The organism is Paenibacillus sp. BJ-4 (assembly GCF_020404765.1).
Lineage (GTDB): Bacteria > Bacillota > Bacilli > Paenibacillales > Paenibacillaceae > Paenibacillus.
The window spans coordinates 146,846-171,197 of record NZ_JAIVEM010000044.1 but is presented as its reverse complement, the minus strand read 5'-3'; the positions used below and the strand labels follow the sequence as shown (position 1 = coordinate 171,197).

Annotated in this window: 17 protein-coding genes; 12 read left to right on the top strand and 5 right to left on the bottom strand. The window is 44.9% G+C overall.

Going from position 1 to position 24,352, the window contains the following annotated elements; all coding sequences use genetic code 11:
• Positions 1-227: 227 nt before the first annotated feature.
• On the top strand, positions 228-785 hold the full coding sequence (locus LCF57_RS09110) for a PadR family transcriptional regulator (RefSeq protein ID WP_226000408.1): 558 nt from the start codon (positions 228-230) through the stop codon (positions 783-785).
• A 225-nt stretch (positions 786-1,010) separates the two neighbouring features.
• Here LCF57_RS09110 and LCF57_RS09105 read toward each other — a convergent pair whose 3' ends face one another.
• Entirely contained in the window at positions 1,011-2,165 is a 1,155-nt protein-coding gene (locus LCF57_RS09105) for a glycosyltransferase family 2 protein (RefSeq protein WP_226000407.1), read from the bottom strand.
• Positions 2,166-2,473: 308 nt separating this feature from the next.
• Here LCF57_RS09105 and LCF57_RS09100 point away from each other — a divergent pair, with 308 nt between their 5' ends.
• The 7 genes from LCF57_RS09100 (at position 2,474) to LCF57_RS09070 (ending at position 13,669) form a co-directional block, all read left to right on the top strand.
• Entirely contained in the window at positions 2,474-3,196 is a 723-nt protein-coding gene (locus LCF57_RS09100) for a GntR family transcriptional regulator (RefSeq protein ID WP_226000406.1), read from the top strand.
• Between the two features lie 301 nt (positions 3,197-3,497).
• On the top strand, positions 3,498-5,882 hold the full coding sequence (locus tag LCF57_RS09095) for a phosphoketolase (RefSeq protein ID WP_226000405.1): 2,385 nt from the start codon (positions 3,498-3,500) through the stop codon (positions 5,880-5,882).
• 266 nt (positions 5,883-6,148) lie between these two features.
• The gene (locus LCF57_RS09090; RefSeq protein ID WP_226000404.1) at positions 6,149-6,808 is read left to right on the top strand and encodes a PspA/IM30 family protein; all 660 of its coding nucleotides are present in this window, start codon (positions 6,149-6,151) and stop codon (positions 6,806-6,808) included.
• 27 nt (positions 6,809-6,835) lie between these two features.
• A complete protein-coding gene (locus LCF57_RS09085) occupies positions 6,836-7,873 on the top strand; it encodes a TFIIB-type zinc ribbon-containing protein (RefSeq protein ID WP_226000403.1) in 1,038 nt (345 codons plus the stop codon).
• Positions 7,870-8,661 (top strand): TPM domain-containing protein, encoded by a 792-nt coding sequence (locus LCF57_RS09080; protein WP_226000402.1) that lies wholly within the window; start codon positions 7,870-7,872, stop codon positions 8,659-8,661. Before LCF57_RS09085 ends, LCF57_RS09080 begins: the two co-directional genes overlap by 4 nt.
• 19 nt (positions 8,662-8,680) lie before the next feature.
• Positions 8,681-9,673, top strand: a complete 993-nt coding sequence (locus tag LCF57_RS09075) for an SPFH domain-containing protein (RefSeq protein WP_226000401.1) — start codon at positions 8,681-8,683, stop codon at positions 9,671-9,673.
• A gap of 255 nt (positions 9,674-9,928) precedes the next feature.
• On the top strand, positions 9,929-13,669 hold the full coding sequence (locus tag LCF57_RS09070; protein WP_226000400.1) for an alpha-L-arabinofuranosidase C-terminal domain-containing protein: 3,741 nt from the start codon (positions 9,929-9,931) through the stop codon (positions 13,667-13,669).
• A gap of 149 nt (positions 13,670-13,818) precedes the next feature.
• Here LCF57_RS09070 and LCF57_RS09065 read toward each other — a convergent pair whose 3' ends face one another.
• Complete coding sequence (locus LCF57_RS09065; protein WP_226000399.1) at positions 13,819-15,216, bottom strand: phytase; 1,398 nt, start codon at positions 15,214-15,216, stop codon at positions 13,819-13,821.
• Positions 15,217-15,316: 100 nt separating this feature from the next.
• Positions 15,317-16,192, bottom strand: coding sequence for a helix-turn-helix transcriptional regulator (locus LCF57_RS09060; protein ID WP_226000398.1), 876 nt, complete (start codon positions 16,190-16,192; stop codon positions 15,317-15,319).
• Positions 16,193-16,385: 193 nt separating this feature from the next.
• On the opposite strand from LCF57_RS09060, the gene LCF57_RS09055 reads away from it, so the two are divergent.
• From LCF57_RS09055 to LCF57_RS09040, 4 genes are all read left to right on the top strand, one after another.
• The gene (locus LCF57_RS09055; RefSeq protein WP_226000397.1) at positions 16,386-18,329 is read left to right on the top strand and encodes a glycoside hydrolase family 127 protein; all 1,944 of its coding nucleotides are present in this window, start codon (positions 16,386-16,388) and stop codon (positions 18,327-18,329) included.
• A 27-nt stretch (positions 18,330-18,356) separates the two neighbouring features.
• Positions 18,357-19,730: an MFS transporter gene (locus LCF57_RS09050; protein ID WP_226000396.1), complete on the top strand. Its 1,374-nt coding sequence runs from the start codon at positions 18,357-18,359 to the stop codon at positions 19,728-19,730.
• A 272-nt stretch (positions 19,731-20,002) separates the two neighbouring features.
• Positions 20,003-21,394 carry an MATE family efflux transporter gene (locus LCF57_RS09045; RefSeq protein ID WP_226000395.1) on the top strand — a complete coding sequence of 464 codons (1,392 nt, stop codon included), beginning with the start codon at positions 20,003-20,005 and terminating at the stop codon, positions 21,392-21,394.
• A gap of 92 nt (positions 21,395-21,486) precedes the next feature.
• Positions 21,487-22,638, top strand: coding sequence for an RDD family protein (locus tag LCF57_RS09040; RefSeq protein WP_226000394.1), 1,152 nt, complete (start codon positions 21,487-21,489; stop codon positions 22,636-22,638).
• A 90-nt stretch (positions 22,639-22,728) separates the two neighbouring features.
• Here LCF57_RS09040 and LCF57_RS09035 read toward each other — a convergent pair whose 3' ends face one another.
• Positions 22,729-23,124, bottom strand: a complete 396-nt coding sequence (locus LCF57_RS09035) for a carboxymuconolactone decarboxylase family protein (protein WP_226000393.1) — start codon at positions 23,122-23,124, stop codon at positions 22,729-22,731.
• A 19-nt stretch (positions 23,125-23,143) separates the two neighbouring features.
• Entirely contained in the window at positions 23,144-24,349 is a 1,206-nt protein-coding gene (locus tag LCF57_RS09030; protein WP_413232190.1) for an MFS transporter, read from the bottom strand.
• Positions 24,350-24,352: the final 3 nt, after the last annotated feature.

The window sequence follows — 24,352 nt, the reverse complement described above, 5'->3', positions numbered from 1 at the left end:
TGTGTATCCAAGGCTTCATCCCGGCAAGCTCATTGATATTTTGTTGATATCGTTAATATAAAATGGCTAAAAACCCTTGTCAATTATAATTATTATAATAATATATATTTTTATAATATATAGATTGGATGTGGAGCTAGTTCAAATGGGCTATAATTATGTCTAGTCTAATGAAAGCATGATATACCGCGGAGATTTGCTAAAGGTACTAGGAGGCACAATAAATAATGGCGAGACAGTCAGGGAAAACCAATACAATGTTTGCGGTATTAGGCATTCTGAGTTTGGGTCCTCATACCGGTTATGATATAAAACAACATATGGAGCAGAGCACTAGTTACTTTTGGAATGAGAACTATGGCCAAATCTATCCCAGCCTGGCAGAGCTACTGGATCGAAAAGACATTGCAGTCGAGGTCATTCGCCAGAAAGGAAAGCCTGACAAGAAACTCTATAGCATTACCGATCAGGGAAGGCAGACGTTGTCAGACTGGCTTTCTCAGCCCATGGAGCATGTGGTGATGCTTAAAAAAAATGAGCTGCTGTTAAGGGTGTTTTTCGGTGGCAATTCTTCGCCTGAAACGATTATGAAGCACATACAGGAGCATAAAGAAAAGCTAATAGAAAGCTTGCATATTTTCGAAGAGCTTGAACGTTGGCTTAGCAACGTAGAGCATAAAGATCATAATCATAAGTATTGGATGATAACCATAAACTATGGTAAAAGCCAGTTCAGCAGTTTAATTCGCTGGTGCGATGATAGCATTAAAATATTGAGTTCTTAGCGGCTGGTAAAACTCATATGTAATGAATAATCATAAAGTATGCTGGGCTATCAAGAGGAATAGTAAACTAGTAGCGACAACTTTTGTCGTTATCTTCGGACAGGGCCCCGACTCCCCCTCCATAAAGCTGCTTGCCAAGTTGGGCTCGCACCTTTATGGAGGAGTCTTTTTATCCCCGTAAGGAGGATGCATGCAATACATACTTTGTACGCTGTAAATGAGTAACTATTTTTCCACCAGCTTTTCAGACTTTAGCAGCATTTCTCGTAACACGTGAGCGACTCGGCTTTTCCGGTTCTCGGCTTTCTTTTTTATCGAGTGTAACGATTTTTTGTATGCATGAGTATGGTTTTGATAATAGAACTGTTTGGCTGCAATGCGTAGCGTTCGTCTTAACAACAGGGCGGATGAGCGTGTTAACTTGGAGCGGATTCCTCTATGCAATACCCGCAGCGTATTTTTGTAGGTCTCAAAATCCTCGGATGGAGGTATGAGGGCGAATAAATTTAAGGAGGAGTCATTGAATCCGTAGGTTTCGAACATGATTCTCAGATTTTCCGTATTTAAAACGTTCCCTCTGAGGTAGGTGGGGTGCTCCTGATGATATCCGACAACCTCTTTAATACAATAAAAAGGGACCCTCAACCGATGTAGCCTATAGCCAATGTCCCAGTCCTCGAGTCCATAGAGTACAAACCGCTCATTAAAACCTCCAATACGAATCAAGTGGCTGCGTCTGATGGCTACACAACGAGTAACCAGTAACATCCAGGGGGCTACATCCGTTGAGGCAAATTGCTTTTTGGTATTGGGGGGAACTCTTGTGGGGCTAACTACTTTAGACAAAACACCCGTTTGATGAAGGATATCTTCTGGCGTTATGATCGGGACAATTTCATTCGCTGCTTCCAAATCTGGATTCCATAAGCCCGATTGTGTAAGTATGCTTCGACAATGTTCTTTTTCTTCAGGAGAAAAGTCAGGGTAATAATGGGTAAAAGCATCGTCCCACGAGTGAGGAATGCCTGATAGCACGGCCTTGGGATATTTGCGGTGATAACGGCTCACGATTCTAATGAAATCAGGTAAGACCAGAAAGTCAGCGTCGCAGAAGATAATGTATAGCCCTTTCGCATGGCGCAGCCCCAAATTTCGTACGGCAGACCGACCGCGTTGTTCCGGATGGGATACATAGATAAGAGGATAGGATGCTTTGAAGCCTTCGACCATTTCTTTCGTTCCGTCTGTAGAGCCGTCATCAGCTACAATCACTTCGAATAGGTGTTTCGGATAGGTTTGTGCTTCAAATGAAGTGAGTGTGAGCAACAACTGCTGGGCTCGGTTATAGGTTGGGATGATGACGCTGTAGCGGATAGCCAATGTGATCTCCCCCTCCACCATTTAGTTTATAAACATTTGAACATGATGAATAATAACAATGTATTCATGGACTTTAGCGTGGTCTGGTCAAACACCCCTCAAGGCACGAAACAGGCTTGGTTTTGTTGCAGGTGTGTTCAGTGGTGTGATGTGTAAGCATGGTATTACGCATAGAGATGTAAAGTAAAAGCGAGGGCGTTCTCTATTAGATGAAAGCTCACTCTGCACGCGAAAACAAACATGAGATAGAATGAACAAGTTATGGTAAACTAGATGAAGTTATAGAAGACCTGAAAGAGGAGTACTATATGACACAATTTGTCTATAAGCAAATTATTGACGATCTTAAAATGAAAATTTTTGCTGGAAAGTTTGCAGATATGAGATTGCCGGATGAACGTAGTCTTAGCGAGACGTACCAGGTGAGTCGTAGTTCCATTAAACGTGCTCTGACTAAAATGGAGAATGTCGGCATTATTTTCAAAAAACGAGGTTCAGGGACGTTTATTAATCCATTATACATAAGAAATGAATCTATCTTTAATTACGAGGGCTCTAATCTGGGGGTTACGGATAACTTCCAAATGCATGGTAAAAAGCCTAAAATCAAAGTGCTGAGTTTTGAGGTTATACCGCCAACAGAAGAATTACAGCGCGATTTGTTTTTGGAAACCCATGATTTTGTTTATAAAATCGTTCGCTTACGGCTGTTTGATGATGATCCTTTTATGATTGAGACGGGCTACATCCCGATTAAAATTGTCCAAAATTTAAATCAGACGATTATCGAGGGGTCGATTTTTAATTATTTGGAGGACTCGCGGAACTTGGCTGTGACCAAATCCTTTTTATCGATCTTTGCAGAGCCCTCCCAAGAAAATGATCAAGAGCTGCTGCATTTAAATGAAAATGAGCCTGTAGGTATTATGGAAGGTGTCTTCTTTTTGGATAACGGCACACCATTTGAATTTTCCCATATGCGATTTCATTACAAATATTTGAAATTTAATACCTTTGTGTCGGTTCATTAATGCGAAGAGACTGGAAAAATTTCCGGTCTTTTTTTTGTGCTTTTAAAAAAAATCTGACCATAATGTGGGTTTATTCTCTCGAATATTCTGGCTAATTATTCTATTTGTTTTAATGTAAGAGCTTTTTTACTGTCTTTTTAATTTATATTTCATACTATGTTCAAAATTTCACAAAATTGGACCGTATCATTTATCGAAAAGGTTGAATTTTACCGATGCAGCGGTATGATGTACTTGTAGATAAATTTCCGGAAATATATTACAAACAAGATTAAAACAACATGACTAGGGAGTGGACAACATGTCATTATCACCCGTGTTAGCAGATTACTCTTCAAAAACCTATTTAGATAAGCTCGATGCCTATTGGCGTGCAACCAACTATATTTCAGTAGGACAGCTTTATTTGAAAGACAACCCTTTGTTAAGAGAGCCCTTAAAAGATTCGGACGTAAAGATTAAACCGATTGGACATTGGGGCACCATTCCTGGTCAAAACTTTATTTATGCACATCTGAATCGTGTGATTAATAAATATGATCTGAGCATGCTCTACATTGAAGGCCCTGGTCACGGCGGTCAGGTCATGGTTTCTAATTCATATCTCGATGGCAGCTACACTGAGATCTATCCGCAAATCACGCAGGATATCACGGGTATGAAAAAATTGTTCAAACAATTCTCGTTCCCAGGCGGCGTTGCTTCACATGCTGCTCCTGAAACACCCGGATCTATCCATGAAGGTGGCGAATTAGGCTATTCCCTTGCTCATGGTGTGGGAGCCATTTTAGACAATCCGAATCTCATTTCGGCTGTAGTTATTGGTGATGGAGAAGCTGAAACCGGACCATTAGCCGCTTCGTGGTTCTCTAACCGATTTATTAACCCAATCACTGACGGTGCCGTACTGCCAATTTTGCACTTAAACGGTTTCAAAATTAGTAACCCAACGATTATGTCTCGTCAATCCAAAGAAGAGTTAACCTCATACTTTAAAGGCTTGGGCTGGGAGCCATTTTTTGTCGAAGGTGAAGATCCTAATCATATGCATCCAGAAATGGTGAAGGTGTTGGATACCATCATCGAAAAAATTGAAGCGATCCAAAAGAATGCACGTGAAAACAATGACCTCACTCGCCCGGCATGGCCGATGCTTGTCTTCCGTACACCTAAGGGCTGGACAGGTCCAAAAGAATGGGACGGCGTGCCGAATGAAAATTCATTCCGTGCCCATCAGGTTCCAATTCCAGTCGACCAAAAAAATATGCAGCATGCACCTGCTTTGTTGGAATGGCTAAATAGCTATAGACCAGAAGAATTGTTCGACGAAAATGGTCGTTTAAACTCTGAAATCGCTGAAATTCTACCTACAGGCGATAAACGAATGGGAATGAACCCTGTCACGAATGCGGGTAACCTTATTAAAGACTTGAAGCTGCCAGACTTCCGTAAATACACGCTGGATACCTCCGTGCCTGGTAAAGTGGTGGCGCAGGATATGTCGGTTTTAGGTAAATACGTTAAAGATGTCGTTCTTCTCAATGAAGAGAAACGTAATTTCAGAATTTTCGGACCTGATGAAACGATGTCTAACCGCTTAGCTCCTGTTTTTGAAGTAACCAAACGGCAATGGATGGACCAAATTATTGAGCCTAATGATGAATTTTTATCATCGTATGGTCGTGTTATTGATTCTCAATTATCCGAACACCAAGCAGAGGGCTTGCTGGAAGGTTACGTATTGACTGGTCGTCATGGTTTCTTTGCAAGTTACGAAGCCTTCCTGCGTGTGGTTGATTCGATGATCACCCAACACTTCAAATGGCTGCGTAAAGCAACGGATCAAGGATGGCGTGCAGATATCCCGTCATTGAACGTTGTAGCAACTTCAACGGTGTTCCAGCAGGATCATAATGGTTATACACATCAGGACCCAGGTTTGTTGGGGCATTTGGCTGATAAAAAACCAGAATTCATTCGTGAGTATCTGCCAGCCGATGCCAATTCCTTGTTGGTTGTTTTTGACACTATTTTAAACGACCGTCAAAAGATCAATTTGGTTGTCTCGTCTAAACACCCACGTCCACAATGGTTCACTGCTGAGGAAGCAAAAGAATTAGTGGATCAAGGGTTGAAGATCATTGACTGGGCAAGTACAGATCAAGGCGGTGAGCCTGATGTTGTCATTGCTTCTGCCGGTACAGAACCAACCATTGAAAGTTTGGCTGCGATCTCTATCCTGCATGAAAAATTGCCTGAGCTGAAGATTCGGTTCATCAACGTGGTAGATTTATTGAAACTGAGAAGTCAAAAAATAGACCCACGTGGATTAACTGACGCCGAGTTTGATCATTTTTTCACAAAGGACAAGCCAGTTGTTTTCGCTTTCCATGGTTACGAAGGTCTGATCAAGGATTTGTTCTTTGAACGTCACAATCATAACTTACATGTGCATGGTTATCGTGAAAATGGAGATATCACGACACCATTTGATATGCGTGTTTTGAATCAAATGGACCGTTTTGATTTGGTGAAGGAAGCTGTTATCAACTTACCTGATGCTGACAAGTACACAAGCATTGTGGACGAAATGGATGCTATGGTTAAGAAACATAATCAATACATTCGTGAAGAAGGCATTGACTTACCAGAAGTAGAGAATTGGGTATGGAAAAGCTTGAGATAACACGAAACCTGAAGACGAATACATGATTTGTGACTGCAATGCGAAGTGCTTGACCCCGTGCCTGAACGTACGATTTCGACGGGGATCAGGCACTTTTTTAATTCACCACGCAGGGAGGATGGACGGATATGGAGGCAAGATCCCAAGTCGTATGAAGATCTATAATTAAAAATGGGATTAGCTATTGGAATCTAGCCATAATGATCACTTTGTACCAGATATGATGTATTATATGGTAGGATATAGTCTTTTCGAAGGGGGTTATCATGGGGATTTTGTTGAGGTTTACGGATATTATGAAGGTGAATGTTAACGCCATATTGGATAAGGTGGAAGATCCGGAGAAAACCATTGACGATTATATGCGGAGCTTGAACAGTGATCTGGGTAAGGTGAAAGCGGAAACCGCTTCAGTATTGGCTGATGAGAGAAGGGCAAAAAGAGTACTGGATGAATGCAGAGCCGAGATCAAAAAGCTCCAGCATTATGCCAGTAAGTCCGTGGAAGCTGGAAACGAAGAGGAAGCTCGAAAGTTTCTGGAGAGAAAAGGTTCGCAGGCTGAGAAGCTGGAACAATTACAAACCTCCTATGACTTAGCTTCGGCAAACGCCGTAAATATGAAACAAATACAGGATAAATTGGTGTCCGATATGGAGCAACTGGAAGCGCGGCGAGCCGCACTTAAAGGGAAGATGGCGGTTGCCAAAGCGCAGCAAACCTTGAATTCTATGGGCAACAGGGACTCCGTTTTCGAAGCTTTGGAAGAGAAGGTAAACAGGGCATATGATGAAGCGATGGCGATAGCCGAGCTCCGGGTAGGAACAAAGGCCAACCTGAATGATTTATTCGCACAATATGAGAAGAGTACGAATGCAGAAGATGAACTGGCTGCAATCAAAGAGCAAATAAACAATAAGGAATCATAACAGTTTCTACATGATAGAGGTGAGCAGATGCCGGTTATCGAATACAAATGCCCCAACTGCGGTAGTGGCATGGTCTTTGATGGTGGGACAGGGATGTTATCCTGTCATAGTTGTGGAAGAGAGGACAATATCGAATCTATTCCTGATCCTCTAACGACAAATCGTATTTTTTCAGAAAATGAGGTTCAGGAGTATCATTGCAATAACTGTGGGGCAGTCATTATGACTGAAATGGAGACGAGTGCAACGGTGTGCAGCTTTTGCGGTTCAGCCGTGGTTCTCGGTGATCGACTGACCGGGAAGCTGGCTCCGGCGCTAGTCATTCCTTTTTCGATCAGCAAGGAAGAAGCCATACAAGCATTCAAAAAATGGTGCAAGAATGGTCGTCTAACACCGAACCGATTCATGACAGCGGATCGGATTAAGGGCATCACCGGGATGTATGTGCCGTTCTGGTTATATGATTTACATAACAAAATTGAGGCTTATGGTGAGGGTACCAAAGTACGAACCTATACGAGTGGGGATTACGAATATACGGAAACGCAGCATTTTGATGTATATCGGAAAATCCGCCTGAATTATGTGAAGGTTCCGATTGATGCCGCGGAGAAAATGAATGACGAGCTGATGGATAAATTGGAGCCGTTTCCTTACGATCAGCTAAAACCTTTTAAAACGCCATATCTGGCGGGCTATATTGCGGAGAAGTACAGTTATAACGAAGAAGAGCTTTTCCCGCGAGTTAAAGAAAAAGTGAAGGAATATATTGATTCTTACATTCATTCTACGGTGTCAGAGTACACGGCCGTGAACTACACAGAAAAGCAAATTGATACTACATTAAAACAAGCGGATTATGTCCTGCTTCCGGTATGGGTCGTACACTATGATTACAACCAATTGGAGCATACGTTTGCCATGAACGGTCAGACGGGGAAAGTAGTCGGTAAGCCGCCGATTAGCAAGTTCAAGGTAACGGCCTGGTTTGCAGGTATTTTCGGTATTTCTCTCTTTTCATTGAGGCTAATTACTTGGTTGTTGATGGGAGGGGACTTTCAGTGAAAAGACATAAAGCGATTATGGCCGTTTTGTTGTTCTTCGCTGTTTTTCTAGCTGTTCCGCTGGAAATGAAGGGCGAAGCAGCTACGACAGAAATGAAGCCACTGATTTATGATGAAGCAGGACTGCTTAATCAGGAAGAATATGATGTGTTGAATACTATGGCTAATCAATACGGAGCCGAAAGAGAAACAGATATTATTATTGTTACTACCATGAATCCCGACAATAGGGATGTTATGAAAATGACGCAGGATTTTTATGATGATCATGGCCCGGGGTATGACAGGTCTCATGGGAATGCGGTCATTTTGACATTGGACATGAGAAATAGAGAGGTATATCTGGCCGGATTTTATAAGGCAGAGCGGTACCTGGATGACGACAGACTGGATAAAATACGTCATGAGATTAGCCCGGATCTGACGAACGGCAACTACGGGCTTGCATTTCAAAAGTATATTCTGAGCGCACACAGATATTTGGGAATCCGTCCAGGGGTGAATCCGGATAATATATTATTCAAAGGCTGGCTTCACTTGGCGTTTTCCCTGGGACTAGCGGCCATTATCGTCGGCAAGATGGTTTCCAACTCCGGCGGTCGGGTTACGGTAAATCGGCAGACGTACGAGGATGCAAGCACTTCAGGGGTCCTGGAGCATCGGGACGAGTACCTTCACACAACGACAACGAAACGGAAGATTGAAAAGAGCAGCAGTAGCAGCAGCTCGGGCGGAGGCGGAACCACCAGCGGCGGCCATTCGCATAGCGGCAGCAGAGGATCATTTTAACTGAAGGGATGGGTGCAGCATGGGGTTCTTTAGAAATCAATTTGCGAATGTGGTAGAGTGGGAAGAATTCAGAGATGACATGATTTTTTGGAAGTGGAGCAACCGCGAGATTAAAAAAGGCAGCAAGCTAGTTATTCGCTCCGGTCAAGATGCGATTTTTGTAAATAACGGCAAGATCGAAGGCATTTTTGAGAATGAAGGGTCGTATAGCATTGATTCTGACATTATCCCGTTCCTGTCTACGTTAAAAGGGTTCAAGTTTGGCTTTAACAGCGGCATGAGGGTGGAGGTTTTATTCGTCAATACGAAGGAGTTTACCGTCAAATGGGGGACGCAGAATCCAGTGTTGATCCCGACTCCCCAGCTTCCGGGCGGTATGCCTATTCGTGCCAATGGCACATTTAATTTTAAAGTGAACGATTATGTTACGCTTATCGATAAGATCGCCGGGATGAAGGATAGCTATCTGGTTGAGGATGTTAAAATCCGCATTACTTCTGTGTTGGATCAGCTGTTGATGAAGTGGATCAGCAGAGAAGGGAAGGATATGTTTAACCTGCAGGCGAATGCTTCTGATATTTCGAAAGGTATTCAAGAAGACCTGGATATGCAAGTGATGGACAATGGCATGACAATTACCGGCTTCCATGTGATGAGCTTCAATTATCCTCAAGAAATACAGGATATGATTACAAAGACAGCTTCTCATGAAATGATCGGTAATCTACAAAAGTACCAACAGGTGACGATGACGGATGGGATTGCATCTGGCAACGTAAAAGGCGGCGGAGCTGCTTCGGATATGGCGAGTATGATGATGGGGATGAATATAGCGAACGAAATGATGAGAAATTTGAACCCAATCCAGCAGCCTCCGGCTGAGACTGGGCCTGTATCTGATGCCCCCAATCCTTCTGGCGACCATAAAAAGCCTAATTTTTGTCCGAATTGCGGTACAAAGAACGAAGGGGCTAACTTCTGTCCAAATTGTGGGCAGAAATTGAGCGTGTAGCCATAGCTACCGTTAAATGCCTTTCTTTGGAGAAAGTGTCGGCTGATAATGTCTAAAAGTCAAAAAGCAGTTGTTGCAGAGTATGCTCTGTGATGACTGCTTTTTTTATTGTGGTTCCTTCAAGAGTTTTCTTCCTAAGGCTGATTTATAGGATTGAAAAATATGCGCAGGATAGGGTACTATAGTTATATAGTATGTATTTATATTAATTAATTAGTTACTTCATTAATAAACTATATGTATAGGAGTACGAAGATGACCAAATTCCAAGATCAAATCATTGCACGGTATAAGTTTGATGATGCAGGGGACGTCGGCAAGGATAGCTCAGGACAAGGCAATGACGGGGTAGCTTCCGGCACGGATACACCTACGATTGCCAATGTTAGCGGAAGAGCAGCTTTGACGCTCGCGGGAGGCCCCAACGGTACATCTTATATCCAGCTGCCTTCTGATCTGTTTAAAGATGTAAGCGATAACACAGGTGTCACGGTGACTGCTTGGGTCAACTTTGGCAGATTCACGGATATGTGGGAGCGTGTGTTTGACTTTGGCAAAGCTCATACCGGACCCTATATATTCATGACACGGAACCTGCGCGGAACGCTGTTCGCCGAGGCAGACTTGTCCGTGGACCCGGGAAGAGGTTTTGTCAGGGATGAGTGGATGCACATCGCCATGTCTGTAATCGGCACGGAGGGTGGCACATTAAGCAGCGCAGGCCCGATTGTATATGTTAATGGTGAGGTGGCAGCGGACGGCTCTATCAGCCAAACCTCCAGCGGCAACTATGCCAAGCTGCGTAAATGGTTTGAAACGTTTGCGGATACGTCCAACTATAATAACAATTTTATCGGTCGTTCCCAGCACGCAGCGGATGTAGACTTTGCAGGCTCCGTTTCGGACTTCCGGATTTATAAAGCAGGCTTGTCCGCGGACGAAGTCATTGAGGTGATGTGCGATTCGTTGACAGATGAAGAGGTTGTGAAGCTTGCCCGCGATAAGTATTTGTCCTTTCCGACGACGATTGTCACCAAGGACTTGTCTTTGCCAACGGTTCTGATGGGTGAACGGGTAAAAGTGACCTGGAAATCGAGCCGACCGGATATACTTTCTGACGATGGTCAGGTTCAGGCTATTGCTTCCGCACAGGGTGTGACCGTTACAGCGACATTAACGAGAGGCTCAAGCCGGATTGAAGAAAGCTTTGAAGTATCGGTTCTTCCGGAACAACTGCCTCCGTACACGTTGAACATTCATGGGGACAAGGAAGTACTGGATATCAGCGAAGTGATGTACGGCTTGTTCTACGAAGATATCAATAATGCGGCTGATGGCGGGATTTATGCGGAGCTTGTTCAGAACCGCTCCTTTGAATCCTTTGAGTTCGATACGTATTCCCATGCTTCCGGCGAATGCGGCTGCTCTACAGGACGGAACCGTAACCCGCTGTTTGCCTGGTCTGGTGATACGGATAAGATGACTCCGCAGCACAGCGGCGGTTTAAATGAGTTTTTGGGCGTAAAGGATAAAGAAGTGAACGCTTATTATGTGACGGTAGTGGATGGTGCAACCATTCGGAACAAAGGCTTTGCCGATTCTAACCAGTATTGTGCCATGTCCATCCAGGAGGGAGCCAAATATGATTTCACCATCTGGGCGAAGGCCGATTCGGCGGGCACCATTACATTGCAACTGCAAGATTCAGATGAACAGGCCATTAGTAATTCGGTAACCGTACAGGTAGAGGGCGGCAACACGTGGAAGAAGTATGGCATTGATTCCAAGCTGGTGCTGACAGGCTCAGCTACGGTCCTGGGGCAACTGGCGCTTACGTTTGCAGGGGACATTTCAATCGATATGGTATCCTTGTTTCCACAGGATGTGTGGGGCGCAGGAGAGGAAAAGCAATCTCCATCGGCACACGCTAACTTTCAGGGTAATCCTAATTACAGGCTGAGAAAAGATCTGGTGAACGCGCTGGTCGGCATGCATCCGAAGTTTTTGCGTTTTCCAGGCGGTTGTATCTCCGAGGGTTCGTTTATATGGGAGAACGTATACGACTGGAAGGAATCCATTGGCGATATCGAGCTGCGCAAGGAGAATTTTAATGTATGGGGCTATATGATGACCATGGGCCTTGGTTATATGGAGTATTTCCAATTGGCAGAAGACCTGAATGCGGCCCCGCTTCCGGTTATGGCCTGCGGCGTGCTCTGCCAAGCCCGTTCCGATTACGCACATCCGGCTGGAGGCGCATTAAGAGAGTATTATATTAAGAATTTTACGGATCTGATCGACTTTGCGATTAGCGTGGATTTTGAGCATAATGAATGGGCTGCCATGCGTGAAAAAATGGGCCATGAAGCTCCGTTCGATCTGCATTACTTGGGAGTAGGGAACGAAAATTGGGGTACAGAATTTTTCGCCAACTTTGAAGTGTTCAAGACGTCCATTGACGAGTATATGGTGAAAAACTATCCGGGCTATGAGCTGCATATCATCTCCACGGTTGGCGCTCAAGCAGACGACGATGCATATCAGCAGGGCTGGAAATTCCTGAGTGGCAATATTACGGGATCGGCCAAGGTTGCCTTTGCAGATGGTAACCAAGTGACAGAGGAGGTCGTGACCTGGTATGAGAAGCAGAAGGATTACATGGACACCATTGCGGATGAGCACTACTACCGTTCTAACGAGTATTTGCTGAATAATGTGGACCGCTATAACTACTACTATAGAGCTTATAACGCGGACGGCAGTATCAACTGGAAGGAAACGTCAAAGGTTTTCGTTGGTGAGTACGCCTCAACGGATAAAAATACATTGGCAGGTGCAGTAGCCGAGGCAGCGGTGATGACTGGCTTTGAAAATAATGCTGATGTCGTTTTGCTGGCTGCCTATGCACCGCTGTTTAACAAAGTACTGACGGACGGAACCTACAGATGGACCCCGGATTGTATTTGGTTCGATGACGAAACCGTATGGTTTACGCCGAACTACTATGTGCAACAAATGTTTGCTAAATATTTGGGCAATAAAGTATTGGCTACCTCTTTCTCTACCTATAAAAACGGCAAGCCGATAGAGCTTGTTCCCCGGGGTGGAATTGAGATTGCGACAGGCAACGCCGAGGTTGTGATTAAACGTGTGACCGTTACTTCCAACAGGGATGGCAGCGTGCTGTTGGATCAAGATTTTACCAAGGAATTGAATTCAGCTTGGCAAGTCATTCCCGGCTCCGTGGGATCTACGGTGGAGGAAGGCAAGGGGCTTGTCCTCAAAGCCCAAGATAGCGGTCTGAACGGCTTGTATATCTTGAACGACCACTGGACGAATTACAAGGTGGAAGTGGTCGCTTCACGCATTTCCGGCACCGATGGTTTTTATGTGGGGGCAGGTCTCACGGATATTTCCGTCGAGAAAAAGACGGTTGTTGAATACGCGATCGGCTACGGCGGCAAGGCAACCGGCGTGAAAGTCTACAAGCAAGGTGTAGAAGGCTATACCATGGGTGACTACTCTTCCAGTACGGCGGCAGGCAACCTGAGAGCGGCCAGCTATGAAGAGCTTGCTGACAACACGGACTACACCATCACGGTGAACTACGGCGGTGAAACGGGCAGCAGCTTGATCTGCTCTTATACCGATGGGGAGACAAACAGCAAAGAGCTGGACTACAAGCTGGAGGCTTACAACGGTGATGTGTTCAACTCGGTGACCAAAGATGCTGAGCATGTATATGTGAAGCTCGTAAATGCTGACAACGTGGATAAGGCCACGCAGTTGAACCTTCAAGATGTGAGTGTGGATTCCATCGCCAAGCTGATTACATTAACCGGCGGTGCTTCTCTGGTTCATGTACCGAACGTGAATAAAAAGAATGATGAGAAGGTTGTGCCTACTGAGCAGCAGGTTTCGCTCAGTAATAACGCGATTCTTCTGCAATTACCCGCTAATTCGGTGAATGTGCTGGTGTTGGATCTTAAAGCGTAGAGTACGAGATGGTTAGGGTAATGGTGGTAAAACCTTTTCCTGCTTAAAAACAATATGGGGTGTCCCAAGCAGCCGTTTTATGGCTTTTGGGACACCCCATATTTTCTATGGATGGAGCTTTGATGTTGAACGTAACTTTTTGACGGGTATTATCGCGTGCTTCTGTTAACCAATTCACGTGGGTTGATGCCATCGTCTATTGTGAGCGGGGTAGGCGCTCCCGTAGCGATTCGCTCCCAAGGCACCAGTTTAAAGTTCTGATTCAACTTTTTGTCGTTTTGTAGATTTTCATCATCTTGTGCAACGAAGATACCGTGCGGGAAATTCTTGCCCAGTCCATAGCCAAGAACATCAATACCGTCTGTAACAGAGGTACCGTCGACTGTAGGGCTGGCGCTGATCGTAAAGTTGCTTATATAAGCATTGTCGCCTTGCCGTTCATAGATTGCATAGCTGCTGTTTCCTTGACTGGAGGCCATGAGGTATCCCTTGCCGTCTTTGCCGTAATACAATGTAAGCCCCTCTATATCGTCTTGAAGTCTGCGCCCATCTGCAATATCAACACGTCGTAGCGGCTCAGAAGAACTGTCTGGCTCGGCCTCATATTTCCAAATGGCGTGATCCTCTTCAGCGATATAGACTGTACCATATTCATCATCAGCCACCATGCCCTCGGATTGCGTAGCGAGCTTGAACTGGCGGACAAGCTTGCCGTCAATTTTGCCGCTTCCGTTGTCAGTTAGCTCATATTGTTCAAATTCACCCTCTTTGCCCAAAACGAGTGCGTAAAACTTATCTGTCTTAAGGCTATGGTACAAGCTGAAGCCGTACACTTCTTTCATAGATGATTTAATAGGCTTGTTAACCACGTTTGTTAGCGTTCCGGATACCCCGTCAATAGCAAAAATATCTACAGTGTTGTTGGTGCGATTGGTCGCCCCTGCAATATCAATTTTTTTACCGCCCAGTGTAAACCCGTAACGGATATCCACGTTGTTCATTTTTCCGACTTTAAAGTTCTGCAGCTGCTTGCCTTCCAGATCATAGACCAGAATCCCGCCGCCTTTATTGGTGGCCAGAATTCTGCTGTTTTCCGGATTGACCGGATTGAGCCAAATCGCAGGATCGTCGGCTGTGTCGTCTCCATCCTCCACTGCTTCTGTTTCGGCAGATGGAGTCACTTTATAGGTAGGAACAGCGTCTTTAGGATCAGCATATTTGCTGTTTTCTGCCTTAAGCGTGGTAAGAAGCTTGGCAGGAAGATATATATCCCCCCCGACCATCTTAATTTCGTGGTCCGCTTCCCCGGTTTGACCGGCCAGGCGATATTGCTTCTCACCGACAGTAAAGGTTCCGACGATACCGTTTTTCAGCTTTACCAAAGCAGACTTGTCGTCACTATCCCAGGTAATTGTAGCACCCATGGTATCTGCCAGTGTTCGTAGTGGTGCATACCCGGAGGGTTGCGCCTCTGCCGCATGGGTCATTCCAGGTGCAATGAGAGTTCCTATCAAAATGGTTAATAACGCTAATCTAGTTGCCTTCATATGTATACCCCTTTTCATGAAGCAGGATCAAATAACTGATTTAGTATAAAGGGACAATATCAGAAGAGTACGGTGAGAATGTAAAGGAGATGTAATCTGTTCAATTAGCTGGCTTCCAGTATTGTTGTCTATAATTTTTGGGGGACATCCCGAACTTTTCTTTAAAGCATTTGGAGAAATAGCTTGCTTGGGAGAATCCCGTTTCCTCCGTAATTTGTTGCACAGACCAGTCGGTTTGCAGCAATAGACTGCGCCCCTGATCCAGTCGGTAATCCATTAAATATTCAAGCGGCGTGCGCTGGAAGGCGACCTTCATGCATCTGGCGAGATAGTTTTGATGGACGTGAAAATGAGCCTCCAAGTCTTTGTTGGTGATTGTATTTTTGTAATTTTGTTTTAAGTATATTTCGATCTGTTCTGCTAACTTGGAGGAACTGCTCTTGTAATTCTCATCATATTCCAAGCTCTGAAAAATATTCACAAACGTCTGTTGGGTCTCCCATAGCGCCAGCTTTCTAGGCTTTAAGGTAGAGGCTAACAAGTAGTCCAATTTGAAAAACAGCTCATTGGGATTAATTATTTTTTGGAATTTGGGTAAGTGGATTGTTGTATGCTCGGAATGAAAATGCAACTCGGGAATGGGTGAGCTAGGTGTGATCAGGTTGGGCGAGGATTGCGCGCGCCACGTACTATTCGTTTGGAAATGGAACCAATAAAAGGAGGTTTGTTCTGTACATGCCTCAATGGGAAAATGGTGTTTATCCGGTTCAAGAATGAGGGCGTAATTTTCAGTTGCCTTCCACGCATCATCCTCTTCACCAATGTGCAGCAGCCCTTCTTTGATGATAATAACGTCAAAATAGCCCAAGTTATAACGATTCGGGTGCCAGTCCCCTTTTTGGTATGTAGTAAAATTCCCCTCAATGAAATAAGGCAATGGAGGGACAAGGAAAGATAGAAAGTCTGTTTTGCTCATGGAAGTCAGCTCCTTTGTGTGTGAAATCGTATAACTTTTAGTTAAAGATCGCGATTTTTTTTATAAATTCAGGTTGATAAAATAAGGACTGTAGCAAGGGAAGCTCAGGTTAGCCTGGTCGGTATAATCATTACTTTATCTTTATTTTTTCAAAAATGAAAGCGTTCTATTTTCAGGAAGGGATGTTTATCCAATGAAAACGGCAAAGCCAGTGAAGCATGTCATCGTGGATGATTTATTTTGGAAAAAGTATAAGCAAGTTGTAGCGGAAGAGGTCATTCCTTATCAGTGGAAAGCATTAAATGATGAATTACCAGATACAGAACCCAGTCATGCGATTGAAAACTTTAAAATTGCGGCTGGGGAATCCAGTGGGGAATATTATGGAACCGTTTTCCAGGACAGTGATCTGGCCAAATGGCTAGAAACGGTTGCCTTTAGCTTAAGGGATCATCCGAATCCTGCGCTTGAAGAGCGAGCGGATGAAGTGATTGCGCTGTTGGGAAGAGCTCAAGCTGAAGATGGATATCTGAATACGTATTATTTGCTAAAGGAACCCGATAATCGCTGGACAAACTTGAGAGATAATCATGAGCTATATTGTGCGGGACATTTTATAGAAGCGGCCGTTGCTTATTATGAAACGACGGGCAAAACGAAGTTTCTTCACATCATGGAGAAATACGTAGACCTGATTCAGCAAATCTTTGGTATGGAAGAAGGGAAAAAGAAAGGTTACCCGGGGCATGAAGAAATTGAACTGGCCCTGATCAAATTATACGACGTAACTGCCAAGGATCAATATCTCAAATTAGCGCAATATTTTATCGAGCAGCGGGGGCAGCATCCGATTTATTTTGTGGAGGAGCAAGGCAACAGGAAACACATTCAAACAGAGCCTACCTGGAACGATGATAACAACGTTAATTTTGGCTTAGGCTTCGAATACCAGCAGGCACACCAGCCTGTGCGTGAGCAAAAAGAAGCTGTCGGTCATGCAGTAAGAGCGATGTATCTGTATATTGCAATGGCGGATTTGGCTGCAAAAACGGGAGATGCTTCCCTGTTAAAAACCTGTGAAACGCTGTGGGAGGATGTAACGAACCACAAAATGTACATCACTGCCGGGATCGGATCTGCTGTCAATGGGGAAGCATTCACTTGCCAGCATGATCTGCCCAATGACAGCATGTACTGCGAAACCTGTGCCTCGGTAGGGCTGGCCTTCTGGGCCAATCGTATGCTGCGCTTGTCGCCAGACCAGAAATATGCCGATGTACTGGAACGTGCGTTATACAATGGAACGATCAGTGGGATGGATCTGGATGGTAAACGGTTTTTCTACGTGAATCCACTGGAAGTTAATCCGTATCAAAAATCCAGAAAGGATCAGGGACATGTAAAAACAGAACGGCAAAAATGGTTCTTCTGTGCGTGCTGTCCGCCCAATTTGGCCCGCATGATCGCATCGGTCGAGGACAATATGTACACCCAAACCGAGGATACGTTGTATACACATCTGTATATTGCAGGCAAGGTGAACCTGACTTTATCCGGTCAAGAGGTTGAAATCACACAAACTCATCGTTATCCATGGGACGCGGATTTGAGCTTTTCGATTCATGTAACAGAGCCCGCCTCATTTACATGGGCGCTGCGGATTCCGGGCTGGTGCAAACAAGCAGAGGTACAGGTGAATGGAGAAGCCATTTCATTAGACTATCTGGAAAAAGGGTATGTTGAGATTGAGCGCCTCTGGAATGACGGTGATGTAGTTTCCTTACATTTGGCCATGCCGGTTGAACGCGTTCGGAGCAATCCGCTTGTTTCCATGAACCAGCAGCAAATTGCTCTGCAACGTGGCCCCGTCGTATTTTGTCTGGAAGAAGTAGATAATGGGTCCAACCTGGCAGGGTTACGATTGCCGAAGAACAGCCTCATTACGGAAGAATTTAGCGAAAGCCTGCTGGGTGGCATTGTAAAGCTGACCGCAGAAGGTTATCGGGTGAAAAGCTCGACTGCATTATATAGCTCGGAGCCGCCTGAACTTGTTCCGCAACAAATCACCGCTATTCCTTACTATGCTTGGTGCAATCGGGCCAAAGGGGAAATGCGTGTATGGGTTTATGAATCATAATTCATTCGCATGAGGAGAGAAGAGATCATGAGCACGAGAATTGTGAGTACGGAACCACCTGAGAAAGCAGCCAGTACCGTTCCTTTTCATCGTAAAATCAGCTATTCATTAACGGATACAGCTGGCAATCTTTTATACTGTGTCATTTCCAGCTATCTATTATATTTTTATACGGATGTATTTGGTCTTTCTATTGGGATTGCCGGGACGCTGCTTTTTATCACCCGCTTTATCGACGCCATTGATGCCCCGATCTGGGGAATCCTGATTGACCGGACCAAATCCAAATATGGGCAGAGCCGCCCTTATTTTCTATGGCTATCTATTCCGTTTGCCGTGTTCATGGTGCTTACGTTTACGACACCCAACTGGAGTGAGTCTGGAAAAATTGCATACGCTGCCATTACTTATATCATAGCTGGCATCCTGTATACAGGGATTAGTACACCAATAACCTCCATTCTACCTAACCTGAGTACCAACTCAAATGAGCGCGTCGTGCTAAACTCCTTCCGTATGGTCGGGGGGAATGTGGGCTTCTTCATCGCCACGACGTTTACGCTACCGCTGGTGACTTTCTTTGGACAGGGGAATGATCAAAAAGGTTTTTCTTTAACGCTCATTTTATTCGGAATCATGGCGGTTATCATGTTTTTAATCGCGTTCGCCGATTTGCGAGAAAATACAGCCGTTAAAACCAAGTCGATTCCGATTGCCAAGAGCTTTGCAGCCATCAAACGAAACTGGCCCTGGATGCTTGTTGTAGCTGCTAACTTGTGTTATTGGATTGGCTTGAACATCCGTTCATCCACGCTCATCTTTTATCTGCAATACAATCTGGACAGCAAGGACTTGGTTCCTTTAATCAATGGACTGACCTCTATACAATTAATCTCGATGGTTCTAATTCCGATGTTCGCCAGAAAATTAAGTAAAAATTCAATCATGATTATCGGATTGATACTGGCTGCATTGGGGCAGGTTGTGATTTTATTGGGAAGCGCCAACTTAACCCTCATTGTTGCCGGTTGGATTATTGGTGCGTTAGGTTCAGGCTTCGCATGTTCGATGCCATTTGCAATGCTGTCAGATACAGTGGATTATGGGGAATGGAAAAATGGAATTCGGGCAAGTGGGTTCCTGACCTCGATTGGCAGCGCATTTTGTATTAAAGCAGGCAGTGGGATCGGTGGATTATTGCCAGCATGGGTTATGGGCAGCACAGGCTATATCGCCGGGAAGGTCCAAACGCCTACTGCATTGTCCGGAATTCAGTTTAGCTTTATCTGGCTACCGTTTATCATCTTCCTGATCGGCATCATTCCTATGTTCTTTTATAAAAAATTCGAAAAGAATGAAGCCTCCATTCAACAAGATTTAATTGCAAGAGGATCTAATTAATTCCTATAACAAGATGTTAATGATATTATAAAACATTGTATTCCTGCCCGAAGGCCTGTTCACTAAGTTGAGCAGGTTTTTGTTTTTTTCTATTTAAAATGTGAGCAAAACTATTGACAGGATTTTCTTTTGGAGTGATACTTTCTATGTAGAGAAAAGTGTACGGAATCAAGAACTAGGCATGCCTAGCCTTGCAACTTTATACATTTTTTCGCAATGAAAGCTCTTCTGGTGAAGGGTTTTTTTCAATTTGATAAAAAGAATGTGATGATATGAGCCAACTGAGTGTAAGAATGAGAACGCATGGCTTTCTGAACAAGCATTTTACGGGAGAATCTATTGATTATCGACAGATTATTGCTCTGTTTATCCCGCTTCTGATTGATCAGGCCTTTATTGTGGGGCTTAATTTGGTGAACACCGCCATGATTAGCTCATCAGGGATGGCGGCGGTCAGTGCGGTAAATATGATTGATTCCCTGAATATTTTTCTGATTAATGTGTTTGTCGCGGTGTCAACCGGGGGGACGGTTGTCGTTGCGCAGTATAGGGGGAGCGGCAACGACCTGATGGTCTCCAAGGCCGCATCCGGCACCATTTCCTCCGTTTCCTTGCTGGCCTTATGCATCAGTTTGTTTATGATTGCGTTGTACAATCCGATTTTAGGTGTTCTGTTCGGCTCTGCCTCGCCGGATGTATTGGCCAACGGCAAGGTATATCTGCTGGGAAGCTGTGTATCTTTCGTTGGAATTGCGGTGGTTGAGGCGGTATGTGGGGCACTGAGGGGAATAGGGAAGACGCGGGCATCTTTGGCACTTTCTCTCATTATGAACCTTTCGTATGTGGTCTTAAATGTAGTATTTATCAATCTTTTGCACATGGGTGTGCTGGGCATGACCATTGCGGTGAATGTGTCCAGATATGCGGCAGCCGTCTGCGCGTTGATCTATTTGGTCAGGGTAGATGATGATCTGCGTGTTCAAATCAGAGATATGTTTTATTTTAATATAGCGATGCTCAAAAAAATTCTGTTCATCGGACTTCCGTTCGCAGCGGAACAGATGTTTTTTAATGGGGGTAAAATTTTAACCCAGATTTTCATTGTGAACCTGGGGACGTATGCGCTGGCAACGAACGCCATCTGCTCATCATTGGCTAACGTGTTCCAAATCCCTGCGAATGCGCTGGCGCTTACCATTGTGACGGTGGTCGGGCAATGCATGGGTCGTCGGAATGTTGAGGATGCTCGCAAGTTTACCAAATCGTTTATTTGGCTGTCGTCTTTTTCTTTTATTGTCATGGGTCTCATTCTGATGCCTTTGTTTAAACCGATGGTAGGTCTATTCCATCCGCCTGCTGAAATCGTAGATGACATCTTCATCGTCATGCTGATTAATACGTTGGCCCAAATCCCGCTGTGGTCTATTGCCTTTATTACACCCTCTGCGCTTAGAGCAGCAGGTGATTCGAAGTTTACGTCCATCACCTCGATGCTGTCCATGTGGTTGTGCCGGGTGGTGCTTGGGTATATGTTGGGCATCGTCTTCAATTTGGGGATTGTCGGTGTTTGGCTGGCAATGGATATTGAATGGGGCGTGCGGGGACTCGTGTTCCTGTGGCGCTTCCGAGGGAGCAAATGGGTACAGCATCGTTTGATCGACTGAATAGGTCCACTACTATAAAATTGACTTCTGGGTGAAGCATTTTGTAGTAGTGGATTTTTTTCTGAAATGAGTTTGACAAGAAAATGATGGCAATGGTTAAATTTAACTGGGATTTTAAATTGACATCAGGGGTGTATCATTTGGAGGAACAGGATTTAACGAAAAATCAATCTACAGTCGTTCCGGGAGAGTATGCGACTCATGGCAGCTATCGTCGACCAGAACCGGATAAGATGGCAGTATTATCGGGAACATATGGGGCCTCTATCTTTTTTAGAAGATGGGCAGCCTGGATAATTGACTTTATCCTTATCGTTTTCGGATATGAAGGACTGGTTTTTTTTGTGGTAAAAAAGGTAGCTGATGCGGAAACCCCCAATATGGGCATGGTATTGGGTATCTTCCTGATTGGCTCCTTCTGCTATTATTTATTGCTGGAAGGACTCACAGGCTATACGCTGGGCAAGTTTGTACTTCGTATTCAAGTTGTGAATGGAGAAGGAAGATCGCCGGGTCTGGTTAAATCGTTGATCCGCACCCTCATACAGCTGGTAGATACGAATCCGCTTTTTTTCTTGGGCTTGCCTGCCGGTGTATGTGTGCTGGCAACACCCAAAAAACAGCGGCTTGGCGATATGGCTGCGAATACATATGTGGTTAAGGTGCAGGATTTGAGAGCAGTGAACAGACAGAAAACAGGTATTTTCACAGGGGCAATCATCCTAATGACGATCATTTCGGTTATCTATGCTGCATTCTTTATTTCTTCGCTCATTACACAAATCGTGAAGCCCGAGGTATTTGTCAGTAAGGATAATCAGTTTGCGGTTACAGCCCCGTTGAGCTGGTCACGAGATGATACGATTAATGAGGACGCAGATATTTCCATTAAAAATGAATTTTCCGAAAGATATTTGATTGTATTGTCTGAACCGAAAGACGATTTTGACAGCAGTATGACTCTTCAAGAGTATAAACAGATCATTCAAGATCATATAGAATCGGAGCTTACCAACCCGGAATCGGGGAGGGCTTCTGACATCGTGGTGAATGGATATCCTGCCATCGAATTTACCCTTAAAGGAGAAGTGGAAGACACTCCAATTATGTATAACGTGACCACGATTGAAACACCTTCACACTATCATCAAGTGCTTGCTTGGACGTACGCTTCCCGATACGGCCGGGCACAGCAAGAGCTGCGCAAGATTAGAGACAGCTTCCGTGAAATGAACATGATGTGAAGTGAACATGAAGTAGCAACGATGATTCGAAGTTATACAGGCGGTAAGCGGAAAAAGCAGACAGCTCAAAAGGAGCGTCTGCTTAACGGGTTATTCCGACTTGAGTTTTCTTTCTTCAAATACTTCTGCTGCGACGGTAAGTATCGTGTTTAAACCTGCTGGAAAACCCGCGTAGATGATCATTTGCATCATGCATTCGATGATCTCATCCTCGCTCCACCCTACATTTAACGCGCCGTTGATGTAAAATTTCAGCTGCTGCGTATTTCCCATGGCTGTAAGGCCAGCCACGGTGGCAAGAAGGCGTGATTTCAAATCCAGGCCAGGGCGGGAAAAAATTTGCCCATAGTTAAATTCTACGGCCAATCTCCCCAGATCCGGCGCTACGGAATCCTGGAAGCTGTCCACGATGGCCTTGTAATTTTCGCCATCGATTTTGGACAAAACCTCCATTCCTTTTTTGTAGTTTTCATCAACAAATGTCATGATAGTTCCATCCCCTTCTTTATGAACTTATCGTTTGCGGTTGTTCCCGCCATTTTTTGTTTCCCAGAGCAGTGCTCAATCCGACCGAAATCATAACCATGCCGCAAATGCACACACCCATCCAGTGCCAACGGCTCCAAGCCCATACCCCCAAATAGGATCCTAATGCTCCCCCCAGGAAGGTGCAAACCATATAAAGCCCGTTCAATCGGCTTCGCGCGGAAGCGGAGAGGTTGAAGATGTTGGCCTGACAGGCCACCTGGTTTGCCTGTGTACCGACTGTCAACAAAAATGCGGCCAAGATCAAAGCTGGTAGCCAGTGTCCCGCTGGCACAGCGATCAGGAAGGAGATCAGAACTACAAGCATACACATTTTGTTGGCGAAAGAGGCCCCCTTCTTATCGATGACCCTTCCGATTAAGGGTGTAGCGATCGCACCGCCGACTCCTACCAGACCGACCAGACCGACGACAGCGCTGCTATAAGAGTGAGGGGGCGCTTGCAGCATAAATCCTATTGTCGTAAAAAAAACGCTAAAGGATCCAAAAATCATTCCCTGACTTAAACAAGCACGCCGAAGCACACCTTCTTTAATAAATAGAGGTCCCAGGGAAAGAAGAAGTCCGCGATAAGGCAACGAGGTCGTTCCTTTGCTTACTGGAAAGCGAAGTCGAATCAGTAAGGCGAGCAGAAGAGTGCATCCGAACGAAATCCAGTACATGCTTCTCCATCCCCAGAAGCTATCTACCAGGCCACTGACAAATCTGGCTCCTAGTATGCCGCAGACCAATCCGATGGCTACCGTCCCTAGCACTTTTCCGCGATTACGTTCATCCGCCATTTCTGCGGCCAAAGGAACGATAATTTGTGGAATCACCGTGGTAAAGCCAAGACAGAAATTACTGACAATCAACCATGTAATTGAGCCGGAGAGAGCCGCTGACACCAGTGACAGGCTTGTCACACCTAACAAGGCAAGAATCAATCGACGTCTTTCAAAAATGTCTCCCAGCGGCACGAGTATAAGGTTCCCTAGGGCATAACCAACCTGGGTGAGTGTCGTCACGATCGCCACCGCGGCTTCAGTCGCCCCGAATGTTTCGGTTATATCGACCAGAAGCGTCTGGTTCAAATAGACGTTCGCTACGGCAAATCCGCAGGCTGCCGCCATGAGCGCAATTAGACCTCTGGTAAGCCCGGGTCTGACGTTACTTTTCAAAACAATCAC

Coding starts and splice junctions, on each gene's coding strand:
- LCF57_RS09100 (WP_226000406.1), top strand. CDS start 2,474: ATGACACAATTTGTCTATAAGCAAATTATTGACGATCTTAAAATGAAA.
- LCF57_RS09070 (WP_226000400.1), top strand. CDS start 9,929: ATGACCAAATTCCAAGATCAAATCATTGCACGGTATAAGTTTGATGAT.
- LCF57_RS09065 (WP_226000399.1), bottom strand. CDS start 15,216: ATGAAGGCAACTAGATTAGCGTTATTAACCATTTTGATAGGAACTCTC.
- LCF57_RS09040 (WP_226000394.1), top strand. CDS start 21,487: ATGGTTAAATTTAACTGGGATTTTAAATTGACATCAGGGGTGTATCAT.
- LCF57_RS09085 (WP_226000403.1), top strand. CDS start 6,836: ATGCCGGTTATCGAATACAAATGCCCCAACTGCGGTAGTGGCATGGTC.
- LCF57_RS09035 (WP_226000393.1), bottom strand. CDS start 23,124: ATGACATTTGTTGATGAAAACTACAAAAAAGGAATGGAGGTTTTGTCC.
- LCF57_RS09060 (WP_226000398.1), bottom strand. CDS start 16,192: ATGAGCAAAACAGACTTTCTATCTTTCCTTGTCCCTCCATTGCCTTAT.
- LCF57_RS09095 (WP_226000405.1), top strand. CDS start 3,498: ATGTCATTATCACCCGTGTTAGCAGATTACTCTTCAAAAACCTATTTA.
- LCF57_RS09075 (WP_226000401.1), top strand. CDS start 8,681: ATGGGGTTCTTTAGAAATCAATTTGCGAATGTGGTAGAGTGGGAAGAA.
- LCF57_RS09090 (WP_226000404.1), top strand. CDS start 6,149: ATGGGGATTTTGTTGAGGTTTACGGATATTATGAAGGTGAATGTTAAC.
- LCF57_RS09050 (WP_226000396.1), top strand. CDS start 18,357: ATGAGCACGAGAATTGTGAGTACGGAACCACCTGAGAAAGCAGCCAGT.
- LCF57_RS09110 (WP_226000408.1), top strand. CDS start 228: ATGGCGAGACAGTCAGGGAAAACCAATACAATGTTTGCGGTATTAGGC.
- LCF57_RS09045 (WP_226000395.1), top strand. CDS start 20,003: ATGAGCCAACTGAGTGTAAGAATGAGAACGCATGGCTTTCTGAACAAG.
- LCF57_RS09055 (WP_226000397.1), top strand. CDS start 16,386: ATGAAAACGGCAAAGCCAGTGAAGCATGTCATCGTGGATGATTTATTT.